Consider the following 20,825-nt stretch of genomic DNA (forward strand, 5'->3'; position numbering starts at 1 on the left):
GGTTTACCTACATCACGATGCTGCGAGCAGCAGCACTCCGGCGGTGACCAGCGCGATCACCTTGACGGCCTCGAACCCGACGTAGACGTAATGCGCATGGGACCGCGGTCCCTCCGCCCCGGCGAGCACCGCGTCGGACCGGCGTTGCAGCCGCGGGCGGATCAGGACCACCTGCACCAGCAGGCATACCAGGGCGACCGCGGCGCCGACGGCAGCACCTGCCGAGGGCTGATGCGCGACGAACGCCACCACCACGGCGACGGCGAGCACGGCCTCGCAGGCGTTGAGCGCGCGGAACACCAACCGGCCGATACCCAGCCCGAGTTGCAGTGTGACCCCCGGCGCCCGGAACTTCAACGGCGCTTCGAGGAACGAAATGGCGAGCACCATCCCCAACCACACGAAGATCGCGCCGACCGCGACCGCTGAGGCTGCGTCCACGCCCCGAGCCTATGCCACGGCTCGCGTACCCCATGGGATGGTGGAGAAATGACCGAACGGGACCGGGTCGAGGAGCTTCGGCGGTGGCAGGACAGCGGTGCGGTATGGACGGTCGTGTCGCGGACACCGGACCGGGTGACCGTCGCGCTGCTGCGGTGCGACGGCGGCGAGGAGGTCGACAGATTCGTCTCCTCGGACCCGCATCTACTGCGTTTCGTCGGTGACCGGAACGACAGCCTCGACGGAGACCCGCTGTGATGCGGTTGGGGGAACTGGATTTCACACCGATCGCCGATGCGCTCGACCTGGTCGCCGAACCGGTCCGGCGCGATGTGCGACGCGGTGGCGCGCAGGGGTTGTGGGTGAGCGCGATCGACCCCGGGTTGGCGGACACCGCCGAGTTCTGTGCGCAGTACGGAATCGCGCCCGAACATTCGGCCAACTGTGTGGTGGTGGAAGCCAAACGCGCCGAACGGGTTTGGTATGCGGCCTGCCTGGTGCTGGCCACCACACGAGCCGACGTGAACGGTGTCGTGCGTAAATGGCTCGACGCGCGCAAGATCTCGTTCGCGCCCACGGAGACCGCGGTGTCGCTGACCGGGATGGAGTACGGCGGCATCACACCGCTGGGCCTGCCCGACGATTGGCCGATCCTCATCGACGAACAGGTCCTCGCCCAGCCTCACGTGGTGATCGGCAGCGGCGTGCGCGCGTCGAAGATCCTGGCCGAGCCCGACAGACTCACCTCGCTACCGCGAGCGGAAGTGCTGTCGATCGTCAAAACCGGCTAATCGAACAGCCCGTCGAGCGCGCGGCGCTCGAGATCCTGCCAGCGTCGGACGCTGTCGCGGACCTCGGCGACCTTGTCCTCCGACAGGTGTTCGGCGCCTTCGTCGGCGGTGATGCGGCAGATGTCCATCGGCCCACCGACGGTCGGTGAACTCTCGTCGAGAGCATCCAGGACCCGCAGCGCCGCGGCCACGCCGTACTGGACGGGCCGCTCGGACATCCGGAAGTTGGCGAGCAGTGCCCGCGCCTGCTGCGCCATCGGCGCCCCGCTGCCGACGGCGTGGAAACCGGTCTCCTCGTAGTGCCCGATGAGGCCGTGCGGGTCGATGTCGACGATGAACGGTTCGCCGTCGGAGTAGCCGGCGGCCAGCACATACGTCGCCGGCGTTGCGCCGCTGGCCGATTCGCCGGGCACCTTCTCGATGAAGTTGTCGTAGTGGTGTTCGAGCACGGGCACCACACGCGCCTGCAGCGCCCGCCCGACGTCCTTGGCTTCCACGATCGTCTCGGGTTGCGCGTCGAACAGCTGCTCCAGGTCGTAGAGCACCGCCCGGGAGCCGCTGCCGCCCCACGCCGCCCGCTTCCCGAGGCCGTGCAGCTTCTGGGCCGGGTACGTGAGCCCGCGGGCGGGTTCGGTGATCTGGGAGTCTGCGCCGAGCACGATTCCGTCGGCGCAGCGCAGCGCGATTACGACCGTCATGAGGCGATGCTCTCAGGTGCGACGGTGCACGCGGGCCCATATGGGACCGGCCGCGACCGTGGTGTACGGCGTCTCGAGCGGGAAATCGTCGTCGATGGAGCGGATTTCGTGGGAGCGGATGAGCGTGGCCAGCGCCAGCGTCGCCTCCAGCATCGCGAAGTGCTGACCGATGCAGGCCCGTGGCCCGCCGGCGAACGGGATGAACTGCCACCGGTCGCGGTCCTTGACGTTCTCCGGACTGAACCGCTCCGGATCGAACTCCAAGGGGCGGTCCCACAGTTCGGGGTCGCGGTGGACGGCGTAGATCCCGATGCCGACCAGGCTGCCCGCTTCGACGCGGTAGCCGTCGACCTCGACATCGCGCAGCGCCATTCTGCCGACACCGGCGGCGGGTGGGCACAGCCGAAGCGACTCGTTGAGCACCTGCACGGTGTATCCGAGTCGGCCGACGTCGTCCGGGGTGGGCAGCCGGTCACCGAGCGCACACGCCTCGGCGGCGACGCGGTCCTGGATGTCCGGGTGGTGCCCGAGCGCCCACAGCGCGTAGGTCAGCAGCGTGGCGGTCGTGTCGTGGCCGGCGAGCATGAAGACCAGCAGTTCGTTGCAGATGTCGTCATCGGACAGCGAGCGACCGGTTTCCGGATCCGAGGCGTTGATCAGCGCGTGGACCAGTGGCGCATCCCGCGCCGGGTCCGCGCGGCAGGCCTGCAAGATGTCGTTGGTCACCGCCTTCATGGTCGCGACCGCGGCATTGGCGCGGCGGCGCTGGGGGGTCGGCAGCCAGCGCGGAGCCCGCACCGGTTTGAGGGCGCGGTCGGCGGCGTAGCCGGCGGCGACGGGTAGCGGACCGGCGATCAGGTCGGCTTTCGCGTCGAGGTCGAGACCGAGGATGGACCGGCCCAGCGAGCGCATCGTCAGCCGCCGGCACTCCTCGTCGAGGTTCACCTGGGCGGTCTGACCCCAGCGCTCCCCGACCATCTCCGCCGCGCGCGACATGTGTCCGCCGAACCCGCGCACGCTGGGTTTGGTGAACACGGGTTGCAGCGCCCGGCGGCGCGGTATCCACGGATCGTTGGGGAGGACGAAGAGGCTCTCACCACCGAGGTCACGGACCTCGTCGTGGACGCGGCACCGTTCGGCCGAGGCGTGGTTGCGACCGAGGACATCGCGGATCCCGGCCGGTGAGGTGACCACGACGATCTCGGGGATCATCCACTTCGGCCCGAGTTTGAGCCGGATCACCGGGCCCGCAGCCTGGCGCAGCACTTCCTGTCCGGTGTGGAAGTGGCGCACCAGCGGCAGCAACTGCCGGTACGGCAGGGGGTTCTTCGGCGCCAGCGGCAGCGCCTGCAGGTCGAGATCGAGGTCAGTCACAACCCACCCATCATCGCGTGCGGACCCGTCTGCGCGCGACCCGGGTGAGTGTGAACGCCGCATCCCGAACCCCCATTTCGCTGCATCTGCGCAGTTCAGAGGCTAAAATCAAGGTGTACGCGGGGTTCCCCGTACGTCATCATCGGTGGCGAAATCAATCATCCAGGCGTCTGTGGGCGGCCTCGATGTGTTGCGCGCTGATCAAAGCCGGATCACCGCCAGTACGAACGGCTCTACTCGAGGACTCCCATCGACGAGGTGCCGGAGTTCGTGGTGGAACCCCGCGGGAGAACCGCACTTCTCGATGCCGTGGGCACCTTCGTCACCGAGGTCGGGCAGAAACTCTCGGCGATCCCTCATCCGGAGTGGCAGGCAGGTCGGGTTCTCCGATGATGACCGTAGGGCCGCGATGGGAGAAAGGTTGCCTCGCAAGTAATCCCGTCGACCCGCCCTGGGCGTTGAGCGCCCGTTGTTACGATCGCGCCGTGCACGATTCGCCTGCGCCGGCCGGTCGGGGCGGGCTGCGATCCCTCTCCCGGCGCGACGCGCTCCGGTATGGAGCGACCGCGCCCGCGCTGGTGCTGTTCGGCCCGGTCGCTGCGACACTGACCGGGCCGACGGCGTCAGCCGCGGGTATGAGGCTGATCGATTTCACCCATCGGCTGGTCCCTCCGGATCAGATCAAATCGGCCGGGTTCGACGGGGCACTCGTCTATGTCTCGGAGTTACGACCGGGCGCGGATTTCGATTTCAAGCCCGTCACCCGCGGGTATGCGGATGCGCTGCGCGCGGCGGACCTTCACGTGGTCAGCTGTTACCAGTACGGCAAACCCGGTTGGCCCACGCCGTCGGATTACACCCGGGGTTACAGCGGCGGTGTGGCCGACGCGCGAACCGCCCTGCGGCTGCATGCCGCCGCAGGAGGGCCGGGTTCGGCGCCGATCTTCTTCAGCGTCGATGAGGACATCGACGACGACACCTGGAACACCGTCGCGGTCGAGTGGTTCCGAGGGATCAACTCGGTGCTGGGCGGTCACCGCACCGGGATCTACGGACATTCCCGCGCGTGTGCGTGGGCGATCGCCGACGGCGTGATCGGCCGGTCGACCACGCCCGATCACTGGTGGGCGTGGCAGACCAAGGCGTGGTCCGCCGGCGAGCGCGAGCCCAGGGCGGTGCTTTATCAGTCGGTCGTCGTCACCGCCTCCGAACCCGGTGTCGCCCTGGGAGGTACCCACGTGGATGTGGACGAGGTGCTCGCGAGCGACTTCGGGCAGTGGGATCTCGACAGATCAGCGAGGCGCTGACGTCGCCCCGTCGTCGAGCCCGAGAGCCTGAGCCGCCGCCGTCGCCACCTCACCGCGCAGCTCGGAGATCGGATAATTGCCGCGCGGATGAATCGCGTTGGCGAGCAACACGACGTAAGTGTCCGAGCTCGGGTCGATCCACATCGAGGTTCCCGTGAAGCCCGTGTGACCGAAGCTGCCGATCGGGAAGACCCTGCCGCGCGGCTGCGAATGGGCCGTGTCGATGTCCCAGCCGAAACCGCGCAGGTTCTGTCCCTCGATCGCCGGATAGCTCGGAGCCAGCAGTGGGTGTGCCGTATTCGGTGTGTGCGCGATGGCGTGCCGGGCGGTGCCATTCGCCGCCTCGAGCTGTCGCGGTGAACTGCCGGGCTGCTCCGGGGCCGTCATCAGCTCGAGCGTCGCTCTTTTCAGCGGGAAGTTGCTCGGGCGGCCGGCAAGCCGATCGAGGAGGGCCTGCGCGTAGATGCCGACGTCTCGCGCCGTCGAGAACACCCCCGCGTGTCCGGCCACTCCTCCCATGCGGCGCGCGGTCGTATCGTGCACGGCGCCACGGAGCAGCTGATCCCAGTCGGGATTGGTCCTCGGATCGCGTCGGCCCTCGTCGTCATGCGCGGTGGGCGCGATACGGCTGAAGAGGCTGGTGTTCCACGTCCCCGCCGGGCAGACGGCCGGGACGCCGGATTGCCGCGCGGCGGCCCACCCGATGGCGGTTCCTCGCATCCTGCGCGGCCCGCACGCCTCGGCGGGCGGGAGGTACCGGGTGTCTCCCATGCCGAGCGGGGAGAAGATGCTCCGCTCGACGTAGGTGTCCTCCGCCTCACCGGTGACCTTCTCGATCAGCGCGCCGAGCAGGATGTAGTTGATGTCGGAGTAGCGGTAGACCGCACCGGGCTCCGAGTGCAGCGGTGAGGTGAGCGCACGGTGGAGACCTTCGCCCTTCTCGGCCCGGCGCAGTCCCCACGGGTCGTCGAGGTTGACGTCCGGCTCTTCGCCCGAGGTGTGCGTGAGCAACATCCGCACCGTCACTCGTGCGCGTTGCGGGTCATCGGCTCTGTTGAACTCGGGCAGGTACTTCTGGACGGGATCGTCGAACTGGACCTTGCCCTGCTCGTAGAGCTGCATCACCGCGGTCGCCGTGGCAAGGCACTTCGTCAACGACGCCAGGTCGAAGATCGTGTCCTCGGTCATCGGCTCCGCGGGGGCGGGCAGTCCGTCGAGCCCGGGTGCGCCCGCCACCTTGCGTGAACCGAAGGCCTGTTGGAAGACGACTCGGCCGCCGTGCCCGATCGACACCACGGCGCCGGGGAGCCGGCGTGCCGCGATCGCGTCGTTCACGAGCTTGGCGACGGTCGCGAAGTCGGCTGCCAAGGGCGCCACGGGCGGTGGGGGCGGTGCGGGCCGCGTCGCCGACGCCCGCGGGGGCGGGGCGGGCACCTTCGTCGTTGCCGCCGTCTGTGTGCCCTCGTTCACTGCCGAGGACGAGGCATACCCACACGAGGACGCCGCCACGAGAGCGAGCGCGACGGCCGCGCGGACGATCGCCGTGCGCACCACCGGCGTGCCATTGGTCATCAGTAGAGTCCCCGCGAATCGGCCGGCCATCAGCATAGGGCGAGTGCCACCGCGCCAGCGGCGGAATCGGTCGCCGGCCCGCTCACTCGACAGCGGCCTTGACCGCCCGGTGGTCCGCGGGGTGTCTCATCCGCTCCCACGGCCACGTCATCAGCGCCCACACGGCCATGACGACCGCGATCTCGACGAACAGGTACACCGGCCACGGACCGAGAACGTCCAGCAACGACGCCGTCGGCGGCTTGCCGTTGAGATAGCCGTAGTTGGTCCCCGCGACCGCGTTGAACGCGAACGTGAACGCCATCCATCCCAGCGTCACGACGACCGCGAAGCGGTAGTCGCGCCACCGCGGCCGCATCCCCCGTCCCCAGGTCAGATAGATGGCCGCCCACACGACGAGGACGTGCAGCGAAAAGAACGTGACGAACAGGTGGTGCGGGAAGTCCGGCGCACCCTCCTGCGGCGTGCCGATGTCCGGGGTGAGCAGCGCCTGCGAACTCAGCACCAGACCCCAGTAGTACGTGAGCACGAACGCCCGATGCCGCTGCGACCACAACGCGTAGGCCGCCGTCAGTTCCGCGATGTCGCACAACTGCAGCGGCACCGAGGTGGCGAGGTCCGGCCGGATCAGCTTGTAGATCAGCGCCGCCGAGAACGCCGCCAGGATCAGCACCGCAAGGATGCGACTCACCAGGCGCGCCCGCGATTCGCTATGCCTGCGTCCGTGCACCACCAGAAACGCCGCGCCGACCACGAACAGCGCGAGCACCACCCAGTGCGATGGGCCGTACGCCGAGAATTCGTGTTGCGATGAGGACAACTCGACCACTCCCGTTCTGCCGACCCTGCCTCTGATCAACCGGGTCGACCCAACCGATCATCTCAGCCGGGCCCGGCGTCACACCGATCCGCGGTGGCCCGTGTCGGCAGACTGTTCTCGTGCGCGCCATGATCTTCGAAGAGTTCGGTGGTCCGGTGGATGTCCGGTCGGTGGCCGACCCGTCGCCGCCGCCCGGCGGCGTGGTCGTCGAGGTGCACGCCACCGGCCTGTGCCGGAGCGACTGGCACGGGTGGGCCGGCCACGACCGCGGCATCACGCTCCCCCACGTACCCGGCCACGAACTGGTCGGCGTCGTGGCGGAGGTCGGTGCCGGCGTCGAGAAATGGCGGGTCGGCGACCGTGTCACCACACCGTTCGTCTGCGGGTGCGGCCGCTGCCAATGGTGCCTCGAGGGGCAGGCGCAGGTGTGTCCGGACCAGACCCAGCCGGGCTTCACGCACTGGGGTTCGTACGCCGAGTACGTGGCCCTGCACGCCGCCGACGCCAACCTGGTCGCGGTCCCGGACGCCGTCGGCGACGCCGCCGCGGCGGGACTGGGCTGCCGATTCGCCACCGCCTACCGGGCGCTGAGCGCACGCGCCCGGATCCGCCCCGGCGAGTGGGTGACGGTCGTCGGGGCCGGCGGGGTAGGACTGAGCAGCGTGCAGATCGCCGTCGCCTTCGGCGCCAGGGTGATCGCGGTCGACCGGGAGCCGGCGGCGCTCGCGCTGGCGAGCCGACTGGGCGCGGAGCACACCGTGCACGCTGACGGCGCCGACGTCGCGGGCCGGGTCCACGACCTCACCGGCGGGGGCAGCCATGTCGCCGTGGACGCGGTCGGTTCTGCGGCGACGTGCGCGGATGCCATCCACAGCCTGCGACGCCGCGGACGTCACCTCCAGGTCGGCCTGCTGCCCGATGTCACCGGGCATCCGGCGGTGCCGATGGACCGGGTCATCGCGTGGGAACTCGACGTCCTGGGCAGCCACGGCATGGCCAGCGGGGACTACCCCGGAATGATGCGGCTGATCGAGGCGGGAACGTTGCGCCCGCAGGCAATCGTCGAGCGCGTCGTCGGGCTCACCGAAGGCGCCACGCTCCTGTCGTCGCTGAGCGTCGCGACCCCGGCAGGGGTCACGCTGATCGACCCGCGGCTCGGCTGACGCCGGTCAGCGCCGCACCCGCCTGCTGCACACCGGCCAGGCGCCCCAGCCCTGCCCGGCCTGTGTCAGTTCGGCGATCGCGATCTGCTCTTCGCGGGTGGCCAGGTCAGCGCGCGGCGCGTAGCGCAATCCGCCGAAGCTCTCCCAGGTGCTCTGGGTGAACTGCACACCGCCGTAGAACCCGTTACCGGTGTTGATGGCCCAGTTGCCGCTCGATTCGCAGAAAGCGAGCGCGTCCCACGTGGCGTTGTCGTGTACGGGCGGCACGGTGGTGCCCGGTTTGGCGCCGACCCGCTGCACCTGCGGCCGGGCGGGGGTGACGATGCTGCGAGCCAGCACCTGCCGGCCAGTCACCCGGCCGTTGACCGTCGAGATGGCGAAGGTGACGTCCTGGGTGCCGGCCTTACCGGGGTCATCGACGACGCGGCGGCTGATGTTGATCGAGGGGTCGTGGATGCGCCGCAGCGGCGCAGGCAGGGGCAGGCGCTCGGAAACCTTGTGCACGCGGATGCGGGTGACCACGATCTGCATCCCGGCGACGACCGGCGTCGAGGCCGGGGGCGTGACCCTGTCGGTCTGCTGAAGCGGCGCACCGGCGGCGTCGAGGAGCCGGCCGACGGTCGCCGCCGCCAGCCGCCGCTCACTGACGACCCCGCCGTCGTTGATGCGCACCCGCTTCGGAGTGACCACCGGTAGCGCCATACCGGCCACCGGTACGCGACTGGCACGCGACGCGGTGACGGGCTCCACGTCGTGCATCGACAACTGTGTCAGTGCGTCACCGACGGTCAGCGCGGTCGTCCACACCTGCCCGCCGGGCCGCCCGTCGACGGAAACCTGCAGCGGCCGAGCGCGTCTCAACACGATCGTGTCGGCCGCGCGGACCGACTGATCCGCGACCGGGCTGATCTCGTCGTGCTCGCCGACGGCGTAGCCGTTGTCCCGCAGAACGTCGACCACCCGCGACTTCATCGTCGACACCGTCGTCGAGACACCGTCGACGGACAGTGTGACGCGCTTGGTCGCTACCACGGCGTAACCGCCGGCGCACATCAGCGCCGCCAGGACCGCTCCGACCAACGCACGCCGCGCATTCGAGGTCGCTGGGGCGGGCTCGCGGCACGTCGCGTCCTCGGCGATGTCGGCGCGTTCGGCGTCGGCCAGCATGGCCAGGACTTCCTCCGCCAGCGCGCCCCTGGTCGTCCCCTCCAGTGTGACCCGGCCCAACCGGTCGACACCCGCGCCCCGACACCACGCCAGCGCCTGCACGAACAACGGCGTCAACGCGGCCAGGTGCCGTCTGCGGAACCGCGCGATCGCACGATGGTGTGGGACCTGACCCGCCGCCAGCCACCGAAAACACGGATCGTCGGCGCACGTTCGCTCGAGCTGCCGCGACGAACACACCCCGACCGTGTACCCGTACAACAGAACGGCGACCATCATCCGCGGGTCGTAGGGCGTTTCGCCGCGCCGTTCGGCGTCGGCGGCGCGGATGCGGCCGAGGTTCGGATGTCCGTCCACCAGTACGGCGATCAACTGGGATAGGTATTCGGCAGGCATCCCCCCGTCGAGTAACGGGGGCGAGTACGACCCACGGCGATCGGCGGATCCGCCAAACGCCTTGTCCACCACCGTCACGGGGTTCATCAGCGACCCATCATGCCCCCGAACCGGTTCCGAGGCGCTCACCTCGCCCGGCGTGTTGTATGACGAGCCACGCGATACCGCAGGCGAGGATCGAAAGCGCCATTGCCAGTACCCAATTGCCGAACCGCTGGAATGTGGTGGTGTGCAATCCCAGCGGGACGTCCACGACGAGCACACCGCTCTCGGTGGCGGCATACCACCCGAGTTGCCGGCCTCGTGCGTCGAAGGCGGAACTGACACCTGACAATCCGGTGTGCACGGCCGGGTGTCCCACCTCCGCGGCGTGCACCGCGACCATGCCTGCCAACTGCGGCTGCGCCCAACTCCCTTGGTACGTCGAGGTGGAACTCTGATACACCAGCAACTGTGCGCCGCGTTCCACCAGTTCGCGGGGAAGGTCGGAGAACGTCGTCTCGAAACTGATCAGCGGCCCGAGGGCGAGGTCTTCGGTGTGCAGCACGGCGATTCCGCTGCCGCGCTTTCGATCTTCTGCCGCCGCCTTCGTATGCCGAGTGGCCCACCCGAACAGCGGCCGCAACGGAACGTATTCGCCGAACGGCACGAGCCGCATCTTCGAGTACGTGCCGCGAACTCCCCCGGGTCCGATCAGGACCGACGATTTGGAGATCTCGCCGGTGCGATCGCGCGCGTCGACGTTGACGAGCAGGTCCGCGCCGACCCGGCGGGACAGGTCCGCGAGACGCGCCACGGCGTCCGGGTCGCCGGCGAGGTCAACCCCGACACTGCTCTCACCCCAGACGACCAGGTCGACCCGCCGGCCACGCAGATCGTCGGTCAGCGCTTCACCGGCCGCCTGACGGGCTGCGGAGTCCTCGATGTTGCCCGGTTGCACGAGCGCCACCCGCACCGTCGACCCCGCCGGTGGCGCAGGTCCCAGCCAGAACCATGCCGGTCCGAGTGCCGCACACGCCAGCGCGACCGCGGCCGCGACCAGGCGGACGGGCAGCTGCCGGTTCAGGATCACCCCCGCGACCGCGGTGTTCGCGGCGACGATCAGGAAGCTGGTGAGCCACACGCCGCCCAGGGATGCCGACGCGAGTGTGGCCGGCTGATTCCACTGCGACGCACCGAGCAGCGCCCACGGCCCTCCCAGACCCGGGAAGGAGCGGACCGCTTCGGCGACCACCCAGGCGCTGGGCAGCACCGCCATGGCCGCGCCCGTCCTGCCGACCGTATTCGGTTCGCGCAGAAGCAGATACGTCGCCGCGCCCCACGGCAGCCACAAGGCGCCGAGTCCGACGGCGAGTACCAGCAGCAGCGGGCCGGCGCTCGGCAGCAGCCAGTACTGGGTGGCCAGTATGTAGCCGGCCATGCCGCACCACGCCCGCAGAGCCGCTGTCCGTGCGGTCGGCGCGGCACGCACCACGAGAAGCAGTGGGACGACGCCGATCCAGGCCAGCCACCACCACGACGGCGCGGGAAACGCGAGCGCAGGCAGTGCGCCGACGACGAAGGCAGCCGCGAGACCGAGCCGAGACGCGTTCACACCCCACACCGCTCAAGCGTCACATTCCGCAGGCGTTTTGTCCGATACCGCTACGGTGATCGACCATGCGGGTCTTGACCGCGTCTGCACGTTTCGGTCACTCGGACTGCGAGCGAATCGTCGATGGCGCGCTGGCACAGCCCGTTCTGGCGGTCACCAGCCTGGCCTACGTCGCGGCCGGACTGGTCGTATTGGGCTGGTCGATGCGGTGGAGGTCGCCGCTGGCGTGGGCTGCCGCGATCGTTCTCGTGGCAGTCGGGGTCGGCAGCTTCGCGTTCCACGGGCCGCAGCCGTCGTGGGCGAAGCCCGCCCACGACCTGCCGATCATCGCCGCGGGCGTGGTGTACGCCGCCGTCCTCGCCCGCAGCCGGCGTCCGCGGTGGCGGTCGGTGTGGGCGCCGGCGGCCGGGGTCTTCGCGGTGGGGCTGGCGGCCTACGCCGCCGGACGGTCGGGGTCGCCGCTGTGCCGGCCCGACAGCCTGTGGCAGTACCACGGCGCCTGGCATGTGCTCACTGCCGTCGCCGCGGTGTGGGCCGCTACTGCGCTAGATATCCCCCGTCGACCGGCAGCACGGCGCCGGTGATGAAGGAGGCGTCGTCGGAGGCGAGAAAGACGATGGCGCTGGCGACTTCGGCTGGTTCGCCGATGCGGCCCATCGGGTGCATACGCTCGACCGCCGCCAGGTACTCCGAGCCACCCGGCTCCTCCGGGAACCGCTTGACCCGCTCGGTTCGAATCGTCCCGGGGGCGACGGCGTTGACTCTGATACCCCGGTCGGCCCACTCGACTGCCAGGTGCTTGGTCAAGCCGGTGGCGATGAACTTGGCGGGACCGTAGGCCGCCTGCCGCTTCTGCCCCGCCAGTCCGGAGATCGAGGAGAGGCAGACGATGGCGCCACCCCCGGTCGGCAACATCGCCTCGATCGCGAATTTGCAGCACAGGAACATGCCGCGCCCGTCGATGGCCATCACTTCGTCCCAGCCGGCGGCGGTCATTTCCAGCGCGTCGCCGAGCGGGATGATGCCTGCGTTGGCGACCAGCACATCGAGCCGTCCGAAGCGGTCGACCGCCGCCCCGATCATCCGCCCCGCGTCATACTCCACCGAGACGTCGCCGACGACGGGCTCGACGTCCGCTCCGGCGTGCCGCAGTTCATCGGCAAGCGCCAGCAGCGGCTCGCTCTGAATATCGGTCACGACCAGCCGCGCGCCCTCTCGTGCGAAGAGCACGGCGGTGGCCCGGCCGATGCCGAACGCCGCCCCGGTGATCACCGCGGACTTGCCGTGGAGGCGCCCATGTTCCCGGGTCACGGCATTGCTCGTCGTCTCGGTCGACAAAGCCCACCCCCTTGTGCGCCGAGCTTTCCAACGCGATAGATGGTTACTCGACCTCGCGGGTTGAGCGGGTCGCGGACAGCATAAGTCCAGGCAGGTGCGTTTCCTGGTGAAATGGCTACCGTGACAGCGCGTCAGGCAGCGAAAGCCGGGCGCCCACATGTGAGGTTGGCCGAAACGGCAATGGGCCAGGACTTCCGTCCTGGCCCATTGCCATTGGTGGAGCTGCCGGGAATCGAAACCGGTGTGCAACCAAGGCTGACCAGCGAAAACAATGGCTGCGACGACTTGAGACAACGCGAAACGACGCGGCGTGCCGTGCGTATTTAGCCAAGCGTGTTGATGGCATCAACAGCCATCGCCGGCCAGCGAACCTTCGTCCGCGAACAGACTTACAGTCCGCGTCTCTCGGTCCTTGTTCCGACAAGCAGTGTCGGTTACGGCGGACGATGCTCGCCGATCGCGCGAAGAACAATCAGGGCCCATCTGCGGCGCAGCGATGTGGCAGAGGAATTAGAACCCTACCCAGTGCTGCTGGCTGAGTAGGGGTATCCGGCGGCCGACTGCCGCAGCTGCCAGATCTGCGCCGGGCACAGCTCGTTGACCGCTTGGTTGATGAGGTAGGCGCCCTGGTAGTAGTCCGCGGTCCGGAAGTCGGCCTTCACCTGGTCGACGAGTTGCGCATAGTTCATCTCCGCGGCGACCCGGTCACAGATCGTCCTGCCGTAGCCGATCGCGGCCTCGGCGTTGGGGAAGTTGTAGCCGGGCCGGACATGAACGTTGACCAGATAGGCCACGGTGTCGGCGCCGGCCGGCGGGGCGACGGCCACCAGGGCGGCGGCAGCCGTTGCAAGTGCAACGATCACGCGCTTCATGAGCGAAAACCTATTCCGTGTTCGCGCCGAAAGCGTCGGCGAAGCTGGTGTTGCCCATGCTCTCCCTCTGGCTGGCGTCCACCGCCGCTAGGAGGCGAGAGTTTTCGATGACGATCATCGCCACGTCGAGTCCGTCGTCGGCATAGTGGCGATGCCAGATCCACGGCGGCGTATACACGAAGTTGCCCGCGCTCCACCGCACGCGTTGATCGCCAATTTCCGACCAGCCCGAGCCATGTTGCACGAAGTGAATCGACTCATGTACGTGTCGATGAAGGTCGCTAGCCTCCCCCGCGGGAATCCTCTGCAGAAAAATTTCAATAGAGCTGGCGGGTATTCGCAGGAGCAACCCAATTTGCGATGGGCTTGCAGTCTGGATCCAGTGCGCCTCGGCGGAGCTAACGACGAGGTGCTTCTCCCCCACGTGCTGGCTGTCGCGACCTCCTGCTCGCGCCATACTCTTGGCGAATTCGTCTAACTCGTCACGGGATAGAGTCATTCAACGGCCTCCTTCGGGTATTCGTTCGCTCAGTCAGCAGAGTTCTCGGCCTGCCATGAAAGGTGACCCTTGGTGGACAAGGGTCCAACGGGACTCTGAGTTTGGCCATCATTGATTATCTCGCCGGGCCGATAGATTCGTTGCGATGACCACAGAGGCGTGTAGGGGTCAATGCAGGGAACGCACCCGTCACCATTCCTCCGCTTTGACTCATTGGGGCTTGCCGTACACCGCCACGACAACGGTGCGGTCGACGGAATTCTCTGACCAGACCCCAATCCGGGTGTTCGAGCAGTCGGACATGACTGCGAGATCGACCGGATCGTGATACCACTGGTTAATCAACTCGATACCGCTGAACGCGAGCGCGGGATTGATGGCCACGGTCTCTGACACCGCGCCGCTAAATCCCGCGGCCTCCGCCCGCTGCTGTAGCGTAGAAACATCCGATCCGACATCGCCGTTGACGTTGCGGTTGGTCAACGCATCGCGTGCGTGCCACTGCGCAGCGAGCTGGAGACTCGGACTAATCTTGATGTCGCTCACGCAGCCCGCTTGGCGTTGAATGGTGTATACGTTCGCTACTACGCCGTCATTGAGGCGCTTGTTATCGCCATGTGCGGCGGGCGTTATCAGTAGTGCTTGCACGCCAAGCACCGCAACGATACCTACCGTGAGCGTCAAAGGGTGTCGGAGGCGGCGGCCGCCTGATGGCTCTCTGACCATCTTCATTGCGCCCGGGTTCGGTCGCCGGGCGTAGAGTTGATCACCGCGGGGCCGCTTTTCGTGGGTCGAGTTACACACAAGAAACATCCCCTATGCCGTAGTCTGCCAAGATGCCGCCTGCAGCCTCGTCACACTGATCGAAAATGGACGGGATCCAATCAGCGGCGGCCGGCGGCCCAGCGAGAATTGAGCTCACCGCGGCACTTCGATGAATGCGCCATGATTGCCGTGCGGGATAAGGGTCATAGGAACCAAAAATCCTCGTCTCCTTCGCTGCCCCGGCTATGGTGCAGCCCGGATTATCGACGCCGCTACAGGACATCTCGGGACTGTTTTTGCGGGAGCCGTTGAACCATGTAAAGCCGGCTGTAGCCTCACGGCTCAAGCCAATCGCGGCGTCGTTGAGACGGGTCCACACCGCGACTGCAAGACCATACGGAGTTGCATTAGCCAGGCTGATCGCCTGAACCTCATCGTCAAATTCCTTCAACGTGAGCACCGAACCGACGATGTCGTCCTGCATGTCCTGAACAACGGCGGATGCCCGTTCGAGGGTGGCAACAATCGTCGAAGCGGCGAAGTAGCCGGGTAATTCATCGGGTTGACTCGGTTCCCCTCCGCTGAATTTCGTTCCCTCGGTGCTGGCGATGTTCCGGCACACTCTTTCAGGCTGAGCGTGGGAAACCAGCGGTCCGGCCTGGGCACCGATTTTGCGGGGATTTGCGACGACGATCATGCTGACCTTGGTCCTAGAGCTTGCCGTTGCATCATGAAACTTGTAGACGTGCAGGAGGATTCGCTGCATGCTCTAAAGATCTGCCCGTCGGTGATCACCGAGGCCGCCTGCGCTGCCGATAGCGCCGCCAAGGTCAGCATTGACGAAGATCAGCGACGCGTCCATCACACGAGAGTGCCATGCGCATCCGCTCCTCGAGCGCGGCAATGCTGAGCCCGAACGTGTGCAAGACCCGCAGCTGGCCGCCACCGGTGTGGTCGATGTCAAACACGGCATAGTCGGTGTACACCCGATTGACGCATCGAAGTCCGGTCAGTGGATAGCTGCACGAAGGAACCAGTTTGGCGGTTCCGTCCTTTGCGAACAGGGTCATCATGACCAATACGCTCTTCGCGCCGATAGCAAGATCCATCGCGCCGCCGACGGCGGGTATGGCGTCAGGCGCCCCGGTGTGCCAGTTGGCGAGATCCCCGCGCTCGCTGACCTGAAACGCGCCGAGGACACAGACATCGAGATGACCGCCGCGCATCATGGCGAAGGAGTCGGCGTGGTGGAAGTAGGATGCCCCAGGGGTTTCGGTAACCGGGATCTTGCCGGCGTTCGTCAGATCCGGATCGATTGCGTCGCCGATCGCCTCCCCACCCATCCCGAGCATCCCGTTCTCGGTGTGCAACACGACCCCCGCGGCGGGGTCCAGGAAGTCAGCGACCATGGTGGGCTGCCCGATGCCGAGGTTGACGTACGAACCCGCGGGGATGTCGCGGGCGATCATCGCGGCGATCTCCCGACGGTCGAGCGGGCCCCGGTCGAGGTGCTCGACACAGGCGCGGGTCGATGCGTCGACTGTTCTCGTCACGAGGCTGCCTCCGTGGACGTCTCGGGAATTGCGGACAGGTCGAGGACGCGGTCGACGTAGATGCCGGGCGTGACGACCGTCTCGGGGTCGATCTGCCCGGTGTCGACGACGCGGGAGACCTCGACGACAGTAAGCAATGCCGCGGTCGCCATCACCGGGCCGAAGTTTCGCGCGGTCTTGCGGTACAACAGGTTTCCGACCTGGTCCGCTACGTGCGCCCCGATGAGCGCCACATCTCCGAAGATCGGGTACTCCAGCACGTAGTCGCGGCCGTCGATGGTGCGGATCTCCTTGCCCTCGACCAGTGGCGTGCCAACCCCCGTCGGGCAGAAGAATGCGCCGATGCCGGCCCCCGCCGCCCTGATCCGTTCGGCCAGGTTGCCCTGAGGGACCACCTCGAGGTCGACCTTGCCCGCCCGGTAGAGCGCGTCGAACACGTACGAATCGGCCTGTCGGGGGAAGGAGCAGATGACCTTGGTGACCCGGCCCGCCGCCAGCAGCGCGGCCAGGCCGGTGTCGCCGTTGCCTGCGTTGTTGCTGACGATGGTGAGGTCGGCGGCACCCTGTCGAATCAGCGCATCGATGAGCGTGGTGGGCATGCCCGCCATGCCGAACCCCCCGACGAGAACCGTTGCACCGTGGTCGATTCCAGCGACGGCATCCTCGGCACGGTCGCAGACAACGGTGCGACTCATGACGGCGCACCTGGGTGCTCGTCAAACTCCGGCAAGACCTCGGCGGCGATGCGGAAGGCGGAGTTGGCGTCGGGAACTCCGCAGTAGATCGCGGTCTGCAAGAGCAGCTCTTTGATCTCGTCGTTGCTCAGACCGTTCCGGCGGGCCGCCCGCAGGTGCATCGCCAGTTCCTCGTGGTGACCGCGCGCGACCAGCGCCGTCAGCGTGATCATCGAGCGGCTGCGGAAGTCGAGACCCGGGCGGGTCCAGATGCTGCCCCAGGCATACTGCGTAATCATGTGCTGGAAGTCGGCGGTCAGGTCGGTGGTACCGGCCACTGCCCGGTCGACGTGCGCATGGCCCAGCACCTCCCGCCGTACCGCCATTCCTGCACGGTGCACGTCTTCGAGGGACTTGCTCGGGGGCTGCGGAACACCGACGATCTCTGCGATGAGGCCGGCCACGCGCTCCGGCGCTTCGGCGGGGGCCAGGTGTCCGACGCCTTCGAGCACCACCAGGTCCCCGTCCTTTACGTCGGAGGCGATGCGCCGCAACGATTCCGGCGGCGTGGGGCTGTCAGCGCTACCCGCAACGGCCAGGACCGGAGTGACGATCTCGGACAACCTATCGGTTACATCAAACACTGCTAACGCTTCGCATACCTGCGCATAGGACTCCGCATCGGTGTGACTCAGGGCATCCAGCAGCGCCGAGGCGGTCCCCGGCTCGCGGTCGACAAAGCCCGGCGCGAACCAGCGCTCGGCTGCGCCGGTCAGCATCGTGTCGACACCGCCGGCGCGGACGGTAGCGGCACGTGCGAGCCAGCCGTCCGGGGTGCCGATGGCGGCGCCGGTGCACAGCAGGGTCGCCGAGCTGACCCGTTGCGGAGCATCGAGCAGCAGCTGCAGACCGACGCAACCACCCACCGAATCACCGGCGTAGTGGAATGTCTCCACGTTAAGGTCGTCCGCGATCACCAGCACCGCTGCCGCGAGGTCGGCGATGGTGAACGGGTGGGCCCGACGGCCGCGGCCGTGACCGGGAAGGTCCCATCCGACTACGCGCACATGATCGACCAGTCGTTGCGCCACGCCTGTCCACAGGGTGGCCGTCGTTGTCCCCAGCGAGGGGCCCAGCAAAAGCAGCGGCCCGTCGTCGGGTCCGCCGAGGTGGATGGCGGTGAGAGGCGGATTGCTCATGGCGCGTCCTTGACGAAGCGGCAAGCCCGGCCGAGTGTCGAGTCGATCAGCCGATCCGCGGCGCCGGTGTAGCCGGGTAGCGCTGCACGACCTGTCAGCTCGGTCATCGAGCGCTGTTCGGAAAGCAGGCTTTCGGCGGCGGCCAGATTGGCCGCGGCGCGCGGCGGGTCGACACGGAGGCCGGACAGGAGGTCGGATGTGTGCGCGGCGGCGACGACGGTGTGGCGGGCCAGCGTCCGCAGGGTTGCCCATTCTGTGTGCCAGGCGCCGTCGGAGCGTTCGTCGACGGTCGCGCCTGCGGCGGTGTGCAGGATGCTGCCAAGGGGTCCGGCGGTGAGCGCGGCGCGGCGGATCAGCACCGAGCGGACCGGGTTGTTCTTGTGCGGCAGCGTCGACGAGCCGCCACCATGCCCCTCAGCCAGCTCGCCGATCTCGGGCCTACAGCCCGTCGTGACGTCGGTGGCGATGTGGCCCCAGGCGTCGCAGCAGCTCACCAGCGCGTCGCCGATCCGGGTGACCTGCCACCGGGTGGTATGCCAGGGCGGGGTGGGCGCCAACCGCAGCGTGGCGGCCAAGCCGTCACTGAGAGCGATGGCCCCCTCGACGGATCCGGCCAATTCGGTTGCGGCTGCGAGCGATCCCACCGCGCCACCGACCTGCGCCGGCAACGACGCCATCAGCCCCGCTATGGGCTCGGCGGCGTCGAGTACACCGGTCAGCCAGCGGGCGAACTTGGCGCCGAGGGTGCTCGGCAGTGCGGCCTGGGTCAGCGTGCGGGCGAGTGCCGAAGTGTCACGGTGAGTTTCGGCCAGTTCGGTCAGCGCCCGTACCTGGATGGCGAACTCGTCGCCGATGCGGATCAAGACGTCACGCGTGCAGAGCATCAGTGCGGTGTCGACGACGTCCTGACTGGTCAGCCCGCGGTGCAGCCAGCGGGCCGTTGGTTCCGCCGAGCGTTCCCGCAACATCAGCACCAGGGCGGAGACGGGATTGCCGTCCGCGCCAGCACGCCGGGCGATCGTCGCGGCGTCACCGTCGGCGAGCAGGATGGTCAGGTCCGCGCGCGCCTGCCGGGGCGCGATGCCCGCGTCGACGAGTCCATCCAGCCAGGCTTGTTCCACCGCGACCATCGCGGACAGGAATGCGCCGTCGCTCATCAGGTCGCCCGCGAGATCGTCGCCCGGCCAGAACAGATCGATCATCGTTGGTGGCCCGGGTAACGCAGAAAGACCGTCTCGGGCTTGTCCGGGGTGCCCTGCAGTTGGATGTCGAAGCGTAGACCGGTTCGGTCGCGGGTGGCGATGAGCGTGTCACGACGCTCGGGCGTAAGCGTGTTCAGCAGCGAATCGTTCTCCAATTGCTTGCCGGGAATGTAGGCGCGGGTGAACAACCGGTTCAGCAGTCCCCTGGCGAACACGGTGATCGAGATGAACGGCGCGGCAACGGGTTCGCTGACGCCGGGGATGACGGTGGTAAAGGTGTACCGCCCCGCTTCATCGGTAGTGGCACGACCCCACCCGGTGAAGGTCCAGCCGTCTCGGTGCAGGGAGCCGCTGGCGTTCGGGATGCTGCCGTCGGCGTCGGCCTGCCAGATCTCCAGCAGCGCGTCGGGTAACCCTCGGCCGTCGGCGTCTGCGACGACGCCGTGCAACTGAACAGCGTTCGGCGAACCGGGCGGCACCAACTCGTTACACCTGTCGAAGGGCAGTGCATAGCCGAAGAACGGTCCGACGGTTTGGCCAGGGGTGGCCGGCAGCAGCGTGGACATCAGCGGTGGGCTCCGCGGCCGAGGTTCTCGATTGGGGTGCGCGCCGACCCGGTCAGGACGACGTCCCATCGGTAGCCGGTAGCCCATTCGTGGGTGCTGAGTTCGTGATCGTAGCTGGCCACCAGCCGGCTGCGCGCCTTCTGATCCGGGATCGCCTGGAAGATCGGATCAAGGCAGAGGAGCGGGTCACCCGGGAAGTACATCTGGGTGACCATTCGCTGCGTGAATTCCGTGCCGAAGAGCGAGAAGTGGATGTGTGCGGGCCGCCACGCGTTGCGGTGGTTCTTCCACGGATACGGCCCCGGCTTGATCGTGGTGAACCGGTAGATGCCGTCCTCGTCGGTCAAACAGCGGCCGGCGCCGGTGAAGTTGGGGTCGATTGGGGACGGGTGCTGATCCCCCTTGTGGATGTAACGTCCGCCGGCGTTGGCCTGCCAAATCTCGACGAGCTGGCGCCGCACCGGCCGCCCTGCGCCGTCGACGACCCTGCCGGTCACCACCAGTCGTTCACCGATGGGTTCACCCGAGTGCTGGACGGTGAGGTCGGCCTCCAGCGGGTGAACGTCGCGTTCGGAGAAGCACGGCGTCCATAGCTCGACCCCTTCCGGGTCGGCGTGGTGAAGGTCCTTTGTCGGATGCCGTAGCAGGCTGCTCCGGTAAGGCGGATAACTCAGGCGCGGCTGCGTCTCCTCGACCCCTGCACGCTGGTAGGCGGACTCGATCGCACCGATCTCCGCGCTGATCTCCGACTGGCTCGCTACGGCGCCGTCGGGATTGCTGTCGATCGACGTTGTCACGGCGCCTACGGTACCGACGACGTTGAGATTGGCGAAC

General features: G+C 67.8%; 23 protein-coding genes and 1 pseudogene. 5 read left to right on the forward strand and 19 right to left on the reverse strand.

Annotated features, from left to right (window positions below):
* Window positions 1-12: 12 nt before the first annotated feature.
* Entirely contained in the window at window positions 13-441 is a 429-nt protein-coding gene (locus G6N49_RS14770; protein ID WP_011559121.1) for a hypothetical protein, read from the reverse strand.
* A gap of 48 nt (window positions 442-489) precedes the next feature.
* Between G6N49_RS14770 and G6N49_RS14775 the strand changes: the two genes are divergently transcribed.
* Entirely contained in the window at window positions 490-699 is a 210-nt protein-coding gene (locus tag G6N49_RS14775; RefSeq protein WP_011768167.1) for a hypothetical protein, read from the forward strand.
* Window positions 699-1,232: a YbaK/EbsC family protein gene (locus tag G6N49_RS14780; RefSeq protein ID WP_011559120.1), complete on the forward strand. Its 534-nt coding sequence runs from the start codon at window positions 699-701 to the stop codon at window positions 1,230-1,232. Before G6N49_RS14775 ends, G6N49_RS14780 begins: the two co-directional genes overlap by 1 nt.
* Here the strand turns inward: G6N49_RS14780 and G6N49_RS14785 are convergent.
* On the reverse strand, window positions 1,229-1,930 hold the full coding sequence (locus tag G6N49_RS14785; protein WP_011768166.1) for an Ntn hydrolase family protein: 702 nt from the start codon (window positions 1,928-1,930) through the stop codon (window positions 1,229-1,231). The two genes, G6N49_RS14780 and G6N49_RS14785, sit on opposite strands and share 4 nt — an antisense overlap.
* A gap of 12 nt (window positions 1,931-1,942) precedes the next feature.
* Window positions 1,943-3,367, reverse strand: a complete 1,425-nt coding sequence (locus G6N49_RS14790; RefSeq protein ID WP_011559118.1) for a cytochrome P450 — start codon at window positions 3,365-3,367, stop codon at window positions 1,943-1,945.
* A gap of 422 nt (window positions 3,368-3,789) precedes the next feature.
* Between G6N49_RS14790 and G6N49_RS14795 the strand changes: the two genes are divergently transcribed.
* Entirely contained in the window at window positions 3,790-4,611 is an 822-nt protein-coding gene (locus tag G6N49_RS14795; RefSeq protein ID WP_041309545.1) for a DUF1906 domain-containing protein, read from the forward strand.
* Here G6N49_RS14795 and G6N49_RS14800 read toward each other — a convergent pair.
* The gene (locus G6N49_RS14800) at window positions 4,597-6,183 is read right to left on the reverse strand and encodes a serine hydrolase domain-containing protein (protein ID WP_011559116.1); all 1,587 of its coding nucleotides are present in this window, start codon (window positions 6,181-6,183) and stop codon (window positions 4,597-4,599) included. The two genes, G6N49_RS14795 and G6N49_RS14800, sit on opposite strands and share 15 nt — an antisense overlap.
* Before the next feature lie 82 nt (window positions 6,184-6,265).
* Window positions 6,266-7,003 (reverse strand): YwaF family protein, encoded by a 738-nt coding sequence (locus G6N49_RS14805; RefSeq protein ID WP_011559115.1) that lies wholly within the window; start codon window positions 7,001-7,003, stop codon window positions 6,266-6,268.
* Between the two features lie 155 nt (window positions 7,004-7,158).
* Here G6N49_RS14805 and G6N49_RS14810 point away from each other — a divergent pair, with 155 nt between their 5' ends.
* Window positions 7,159-8,166 (forward strand): zinc-binding dehydrogenase, encoded by a 1,008-nt coding sequence (locus tag G6N49_RS14810; RefSeq protein WP_011559114.1) that lies wholly within the window; start codon window positions 7,159-7,161, stop codon window positions 8,164-8,166.
* A 6-nt stretch (window positions 8,167-8,172) separates the two neighbouring features.
* Here G6N49_RS14810 and G6N49_RS14815 read toward each other — a convergent pair whose 3' ends face one another.
* From G6N49_RS14815 to lnt, 3 genes and pseudogenes are all read right to left on the reverse strand, one after another.
* On the reverse strand, window positions 8,173-9,306 hold the full coding sequence (locus G6N49_RS14815) for a resuscitation-promoting factor (RefSeq protein ID WP_049771606.1): 1,134 nt from the start codon (window positions 9,304-9,306) through the stop codon (window positions 8,173-8,175).
* Between the two features lie 138 nt (window positions 9,307-9,444).
* Window positions 9,445-9,816, reverse strand: a pseudogene (locus tag G6N49_RS29710) (transposase); the annotation flags it as partial.
* Window positions 9,817-9,826: 10 nt separating this feature from the next.
* Window positions 9,827-11,332, reverse strand: coding sequence for an apolipoprotein N-acyltransferase (gene lnt / locus G6N49_RS14820; RefSeq protein WP_011559112.1), 1,506 nt, complete (start codon window positions 11,330-11,332; stop codon window positions 9,827-9,829).
* Window positions 11,333-11,388: 56 nt separating this feature from the next.
* Between lnt and G6N49_RS14825 the strand changes: the two genes are divergently transcribed.
* A complete protein-coding gene (locus G6N49_RS14825) occupies window positions 11,389-11,907 on the forward strand; it encodes a hypothetical protein (protein WP_011559111.1) in 519 nt (172 codons plus the stop codon).
* Here the strand turns inward: G6N49_RS14825 and G6N49_RS14830 are convergent.
* The 11 genes from G6N49_RS14830 to pcaH all read right to left on the reverse strand — a co-directional run bounded on the left by G6N49_RS14830 (window position 11,861) and on the right by pcaH (window position 20,788).
* Window positions 11,861-12,634: an SDR family NAD(P)-dependent oxidoreductase gene (locus G6N49_RS14830; protein ID WP_011768165.1), complete on the reverse strand. Its 774-nt coding sequence runs from the start codon at window positions 12,632-12,634 to the stop codon at window positions 11,861-11,863. The genes G6N49_RS14825 and G6N49_RS14830 overlap by 47 nt on opposite strands.
* 545 nt (window positions 12,635-13,179) lie before the next feature.
* The gene (locus tag G6N49_RS14835; protein WP_011559109.1) at window positions 13,180-13,533 is read right to left on the reverse strand and encodes a DUF732 domain-containing protein; all 354 of its coding nucleotides are present in this window, start codon (window positions 13,531-13,533) and stop codon (window positions 13,180-13,182) included.
* Between the two features lie 10 nt (window positions 13,534-13,543).
* On the reverse strand, window positions 13,544-14,032 hold the full coding sequence (locus G6N49_RS14840) for a cupin domain-containing protein (protein WP_011768164.1): 489 nt from the start codon (window positions 14,030-14,032) through the stop codon (window positions 13,544-13,546).
* Between the two features lie 210 nt (window positions 14,033-14,242).
* Window positions 14,243-14,836, reverse strand: a complete 594-nt coding sequence (locus G6N49_RS14845; RefSeq protein WP_011559107.1) for a CAP domain-containing protein — start codon at window positions 14,834-14,836, stop codon at window positions 14,243-14,245.
* On the reverse strand, window positions 14,829-15,563 hold the full coding sequence (locus G6N49_RS14850; RefSeq protein WP_011559106.1) for an aldehyde dehydrogenase family protein: 735 nt from the start codon (window positions 15,561-15,563) through the stop codon (window positions 14,829-14,831). Before G6N49_RS14850 ends, G6N49_RS14845 begins: the two co-directional genes overlap by 8 nt.
* Window positions 15,564-15,627: 64 nt before the next feature.
* The gene (locus tag G6N49_RS14855) at window positions 15,628-16,350 is read right to left on the reverse strand and encodes a 3-oxoacid CoA-transferase subunit B (protein WP_011559105.1); all 723 of its coding nucleotides are present in this window, start codon (window positions 16,348-16,350) and stop codon (window positions 15,628-15,630) included.
* Window positions 16,347-17,045: a 3-oxoacid CoA-transferase subunit A gene (locus G6N49_RS14860; RefSeq protein ID WP_011559104.1), complete on the reverse strand. Its 699-nt coding sequence runs from the start codon at window positions 17,043-17,045 to the stop codon at window positions 16,347-16,349. Before G6N49_RS14860 ends, G6N49_RS14855 begins: the two co-directional genes overlap by 4 nt.
* Window positions 17,042-18,223 (reverse strand): bifunctional 3-oxoadipate enol-lactonase/4-carboxymuconolactone decarboxylase PcaDC, encoded by a 1,182-nt coding sequence (gene pcaDC, locus G6N49_RS14865; protein WP_011559103.1) that lies wholly within the window; start codon window positions 18,221-18,223, stop codon window positions 17,042-17,044. The genes G6N49_RS14860 and pcaDC overlap by 4 nt, the downstream gene beginning before the upstream one ends.
* The gene (locus tag G6N49_RS14870) at window positions 18,220-19,425 is read right to left on the reverse strand and encodes a lyase family protein (protein WP_011559102.1); all 1,206 of its coding nucleotides are present in this window, start codon (window positions 19,423-19,425) and stop codon (window positions 18,220-18,222) included. The genes pcaDC and G6N49_RS14870 overlap by 4 nt, the downstream gene beginning before the upstream one ends.
* Complete coding sequence (gene pcaG, locus G6N49_RS14875) at window positions 19,422-19,991, reverse strand: protocatechuate 3,4-dioxygenase subunit alpha (protein ID WP_011559101.1); 570 nt, start codon at window positions 19,989-19,991, stop codon at window positions 19,422-19,424. The genes G6N49_RS14870 and pcaG overlap by 4 nt, the downstream gene beginning before the upstream one ends.
* A complete protein-coding gene (pcaH, locus tag G6N49_RS14880) occupies window positions 19,991-20,788 on the reverse strand; it encodes a protocatechuate 3,4-dioxygenase subunit beta (protein WP_011855201.1) in 798 nt (265 codons plus the stop codon). The genes pcaG and pcaH overlap by 1 nt, the downstream gene beginning before the upstream one ends.
* Between the last annotated feature and the right edge of the window lie 37 nt (window positions 20,789-20,825).

Origin of the sequence: Mycolicibacterium monacense (assembly GCF_010731575.1) — a bacterium.
Taxonomy (GTDB): Bacteria; Actinomycetota; Actinomycetes; order Mycobacteriales; family Mycobacteriaceae; genus Mycobacterium; species Mycobacterium monacense.

Coding starts and splice junctions, on each gene's coding strand:
- G6N49_RS14775 (WP_011768167.1), top strand. CDS start 490: ATGACCGAACGGGACCGGGTCGAGGAGCTTCGGCGGTGGCAGGACAGC.
- G6N49_RS14780 (WP_011559120.1), top strand. CDS start 699: ATGCGGTTGGGGGAACTGGATTTCACACCGATCGCCGATGCGCTCGAC.
- G6N49_RS14785 (WP_011768166.1), bottom strand. CDS start 1,930: ATGACGGTCGTAATCGCGCTGCGCTGCGCCGACGGAATCGTGCTCGGC.
- G6N49_RS14790 (WP_011559118.1), bottom strand. CDS start 3,367: ATGCGGCGTTCACACTCACCCGGGTCGCGCGCAGACGGGTCCGCACGC.
- G6N49_RS14800 (WP_011559116.1), bottom strand. CDS start 6,183: ATGACCAATGGCACGCCGGTGGTGCGCACGGCGATCGTCCGCGCGGCC.
- G6N49_RS14825 (WP_011559111.1), top strand. CDS start 11,389: ATGCGGGTCTTGACCGCGTCTGCACGTTTCGGTCACTCGGACTGCGAG.
- G6N49_RS14835 (WP_011559109.1), bottom strand. CDS start 13,533: ATGAAGCGCGTGATCGTTGCACTTGCAACGGCTGCCGCCGCCCTGGTG.
- G6N49_RS14840 (WP_011768164.1), bottom strand. CDS start 14,032: ATGACTCTATCCCGTGACGAGTTAGACGAATTCGCCAAGAGTATGGCG.
- G6N49_RS14850 (WP_011559106.1), bottom strand. CDS start 15,563: ATGCAGCGAATCCTCCTGCACGTCTACAAGTTTCATGATGCAACGGCA.
- G6N49_RS14860 (WP_011559104.1), bottom strand. CDS start 17,045: ATGAGTCGCACCGTTGTCTGCGACCGTGCCGAGGATGCCGTCGCTGGA.
- pcaDC (WP_011559103.1), bottom strand. CDS start 18,223: ATGAGCAATCCGCCTCTCACCGCCATCCACCTCGGCGGACCCGACGAC.
- G6N49_RS14870 (WP_011559102.1), bottom strand. CDS start 19,425: ATGATCGATCTGTTCTGGCCGGGCGACGATCTCGCGGGCGACCTGATG.
- pcaG (WP_011559101.1), bottom strand. CDS start 19,991: ATGTCCACGCTGCTGCCGGCCACCCCTGGCCAAACCGTCGGACCGTTC.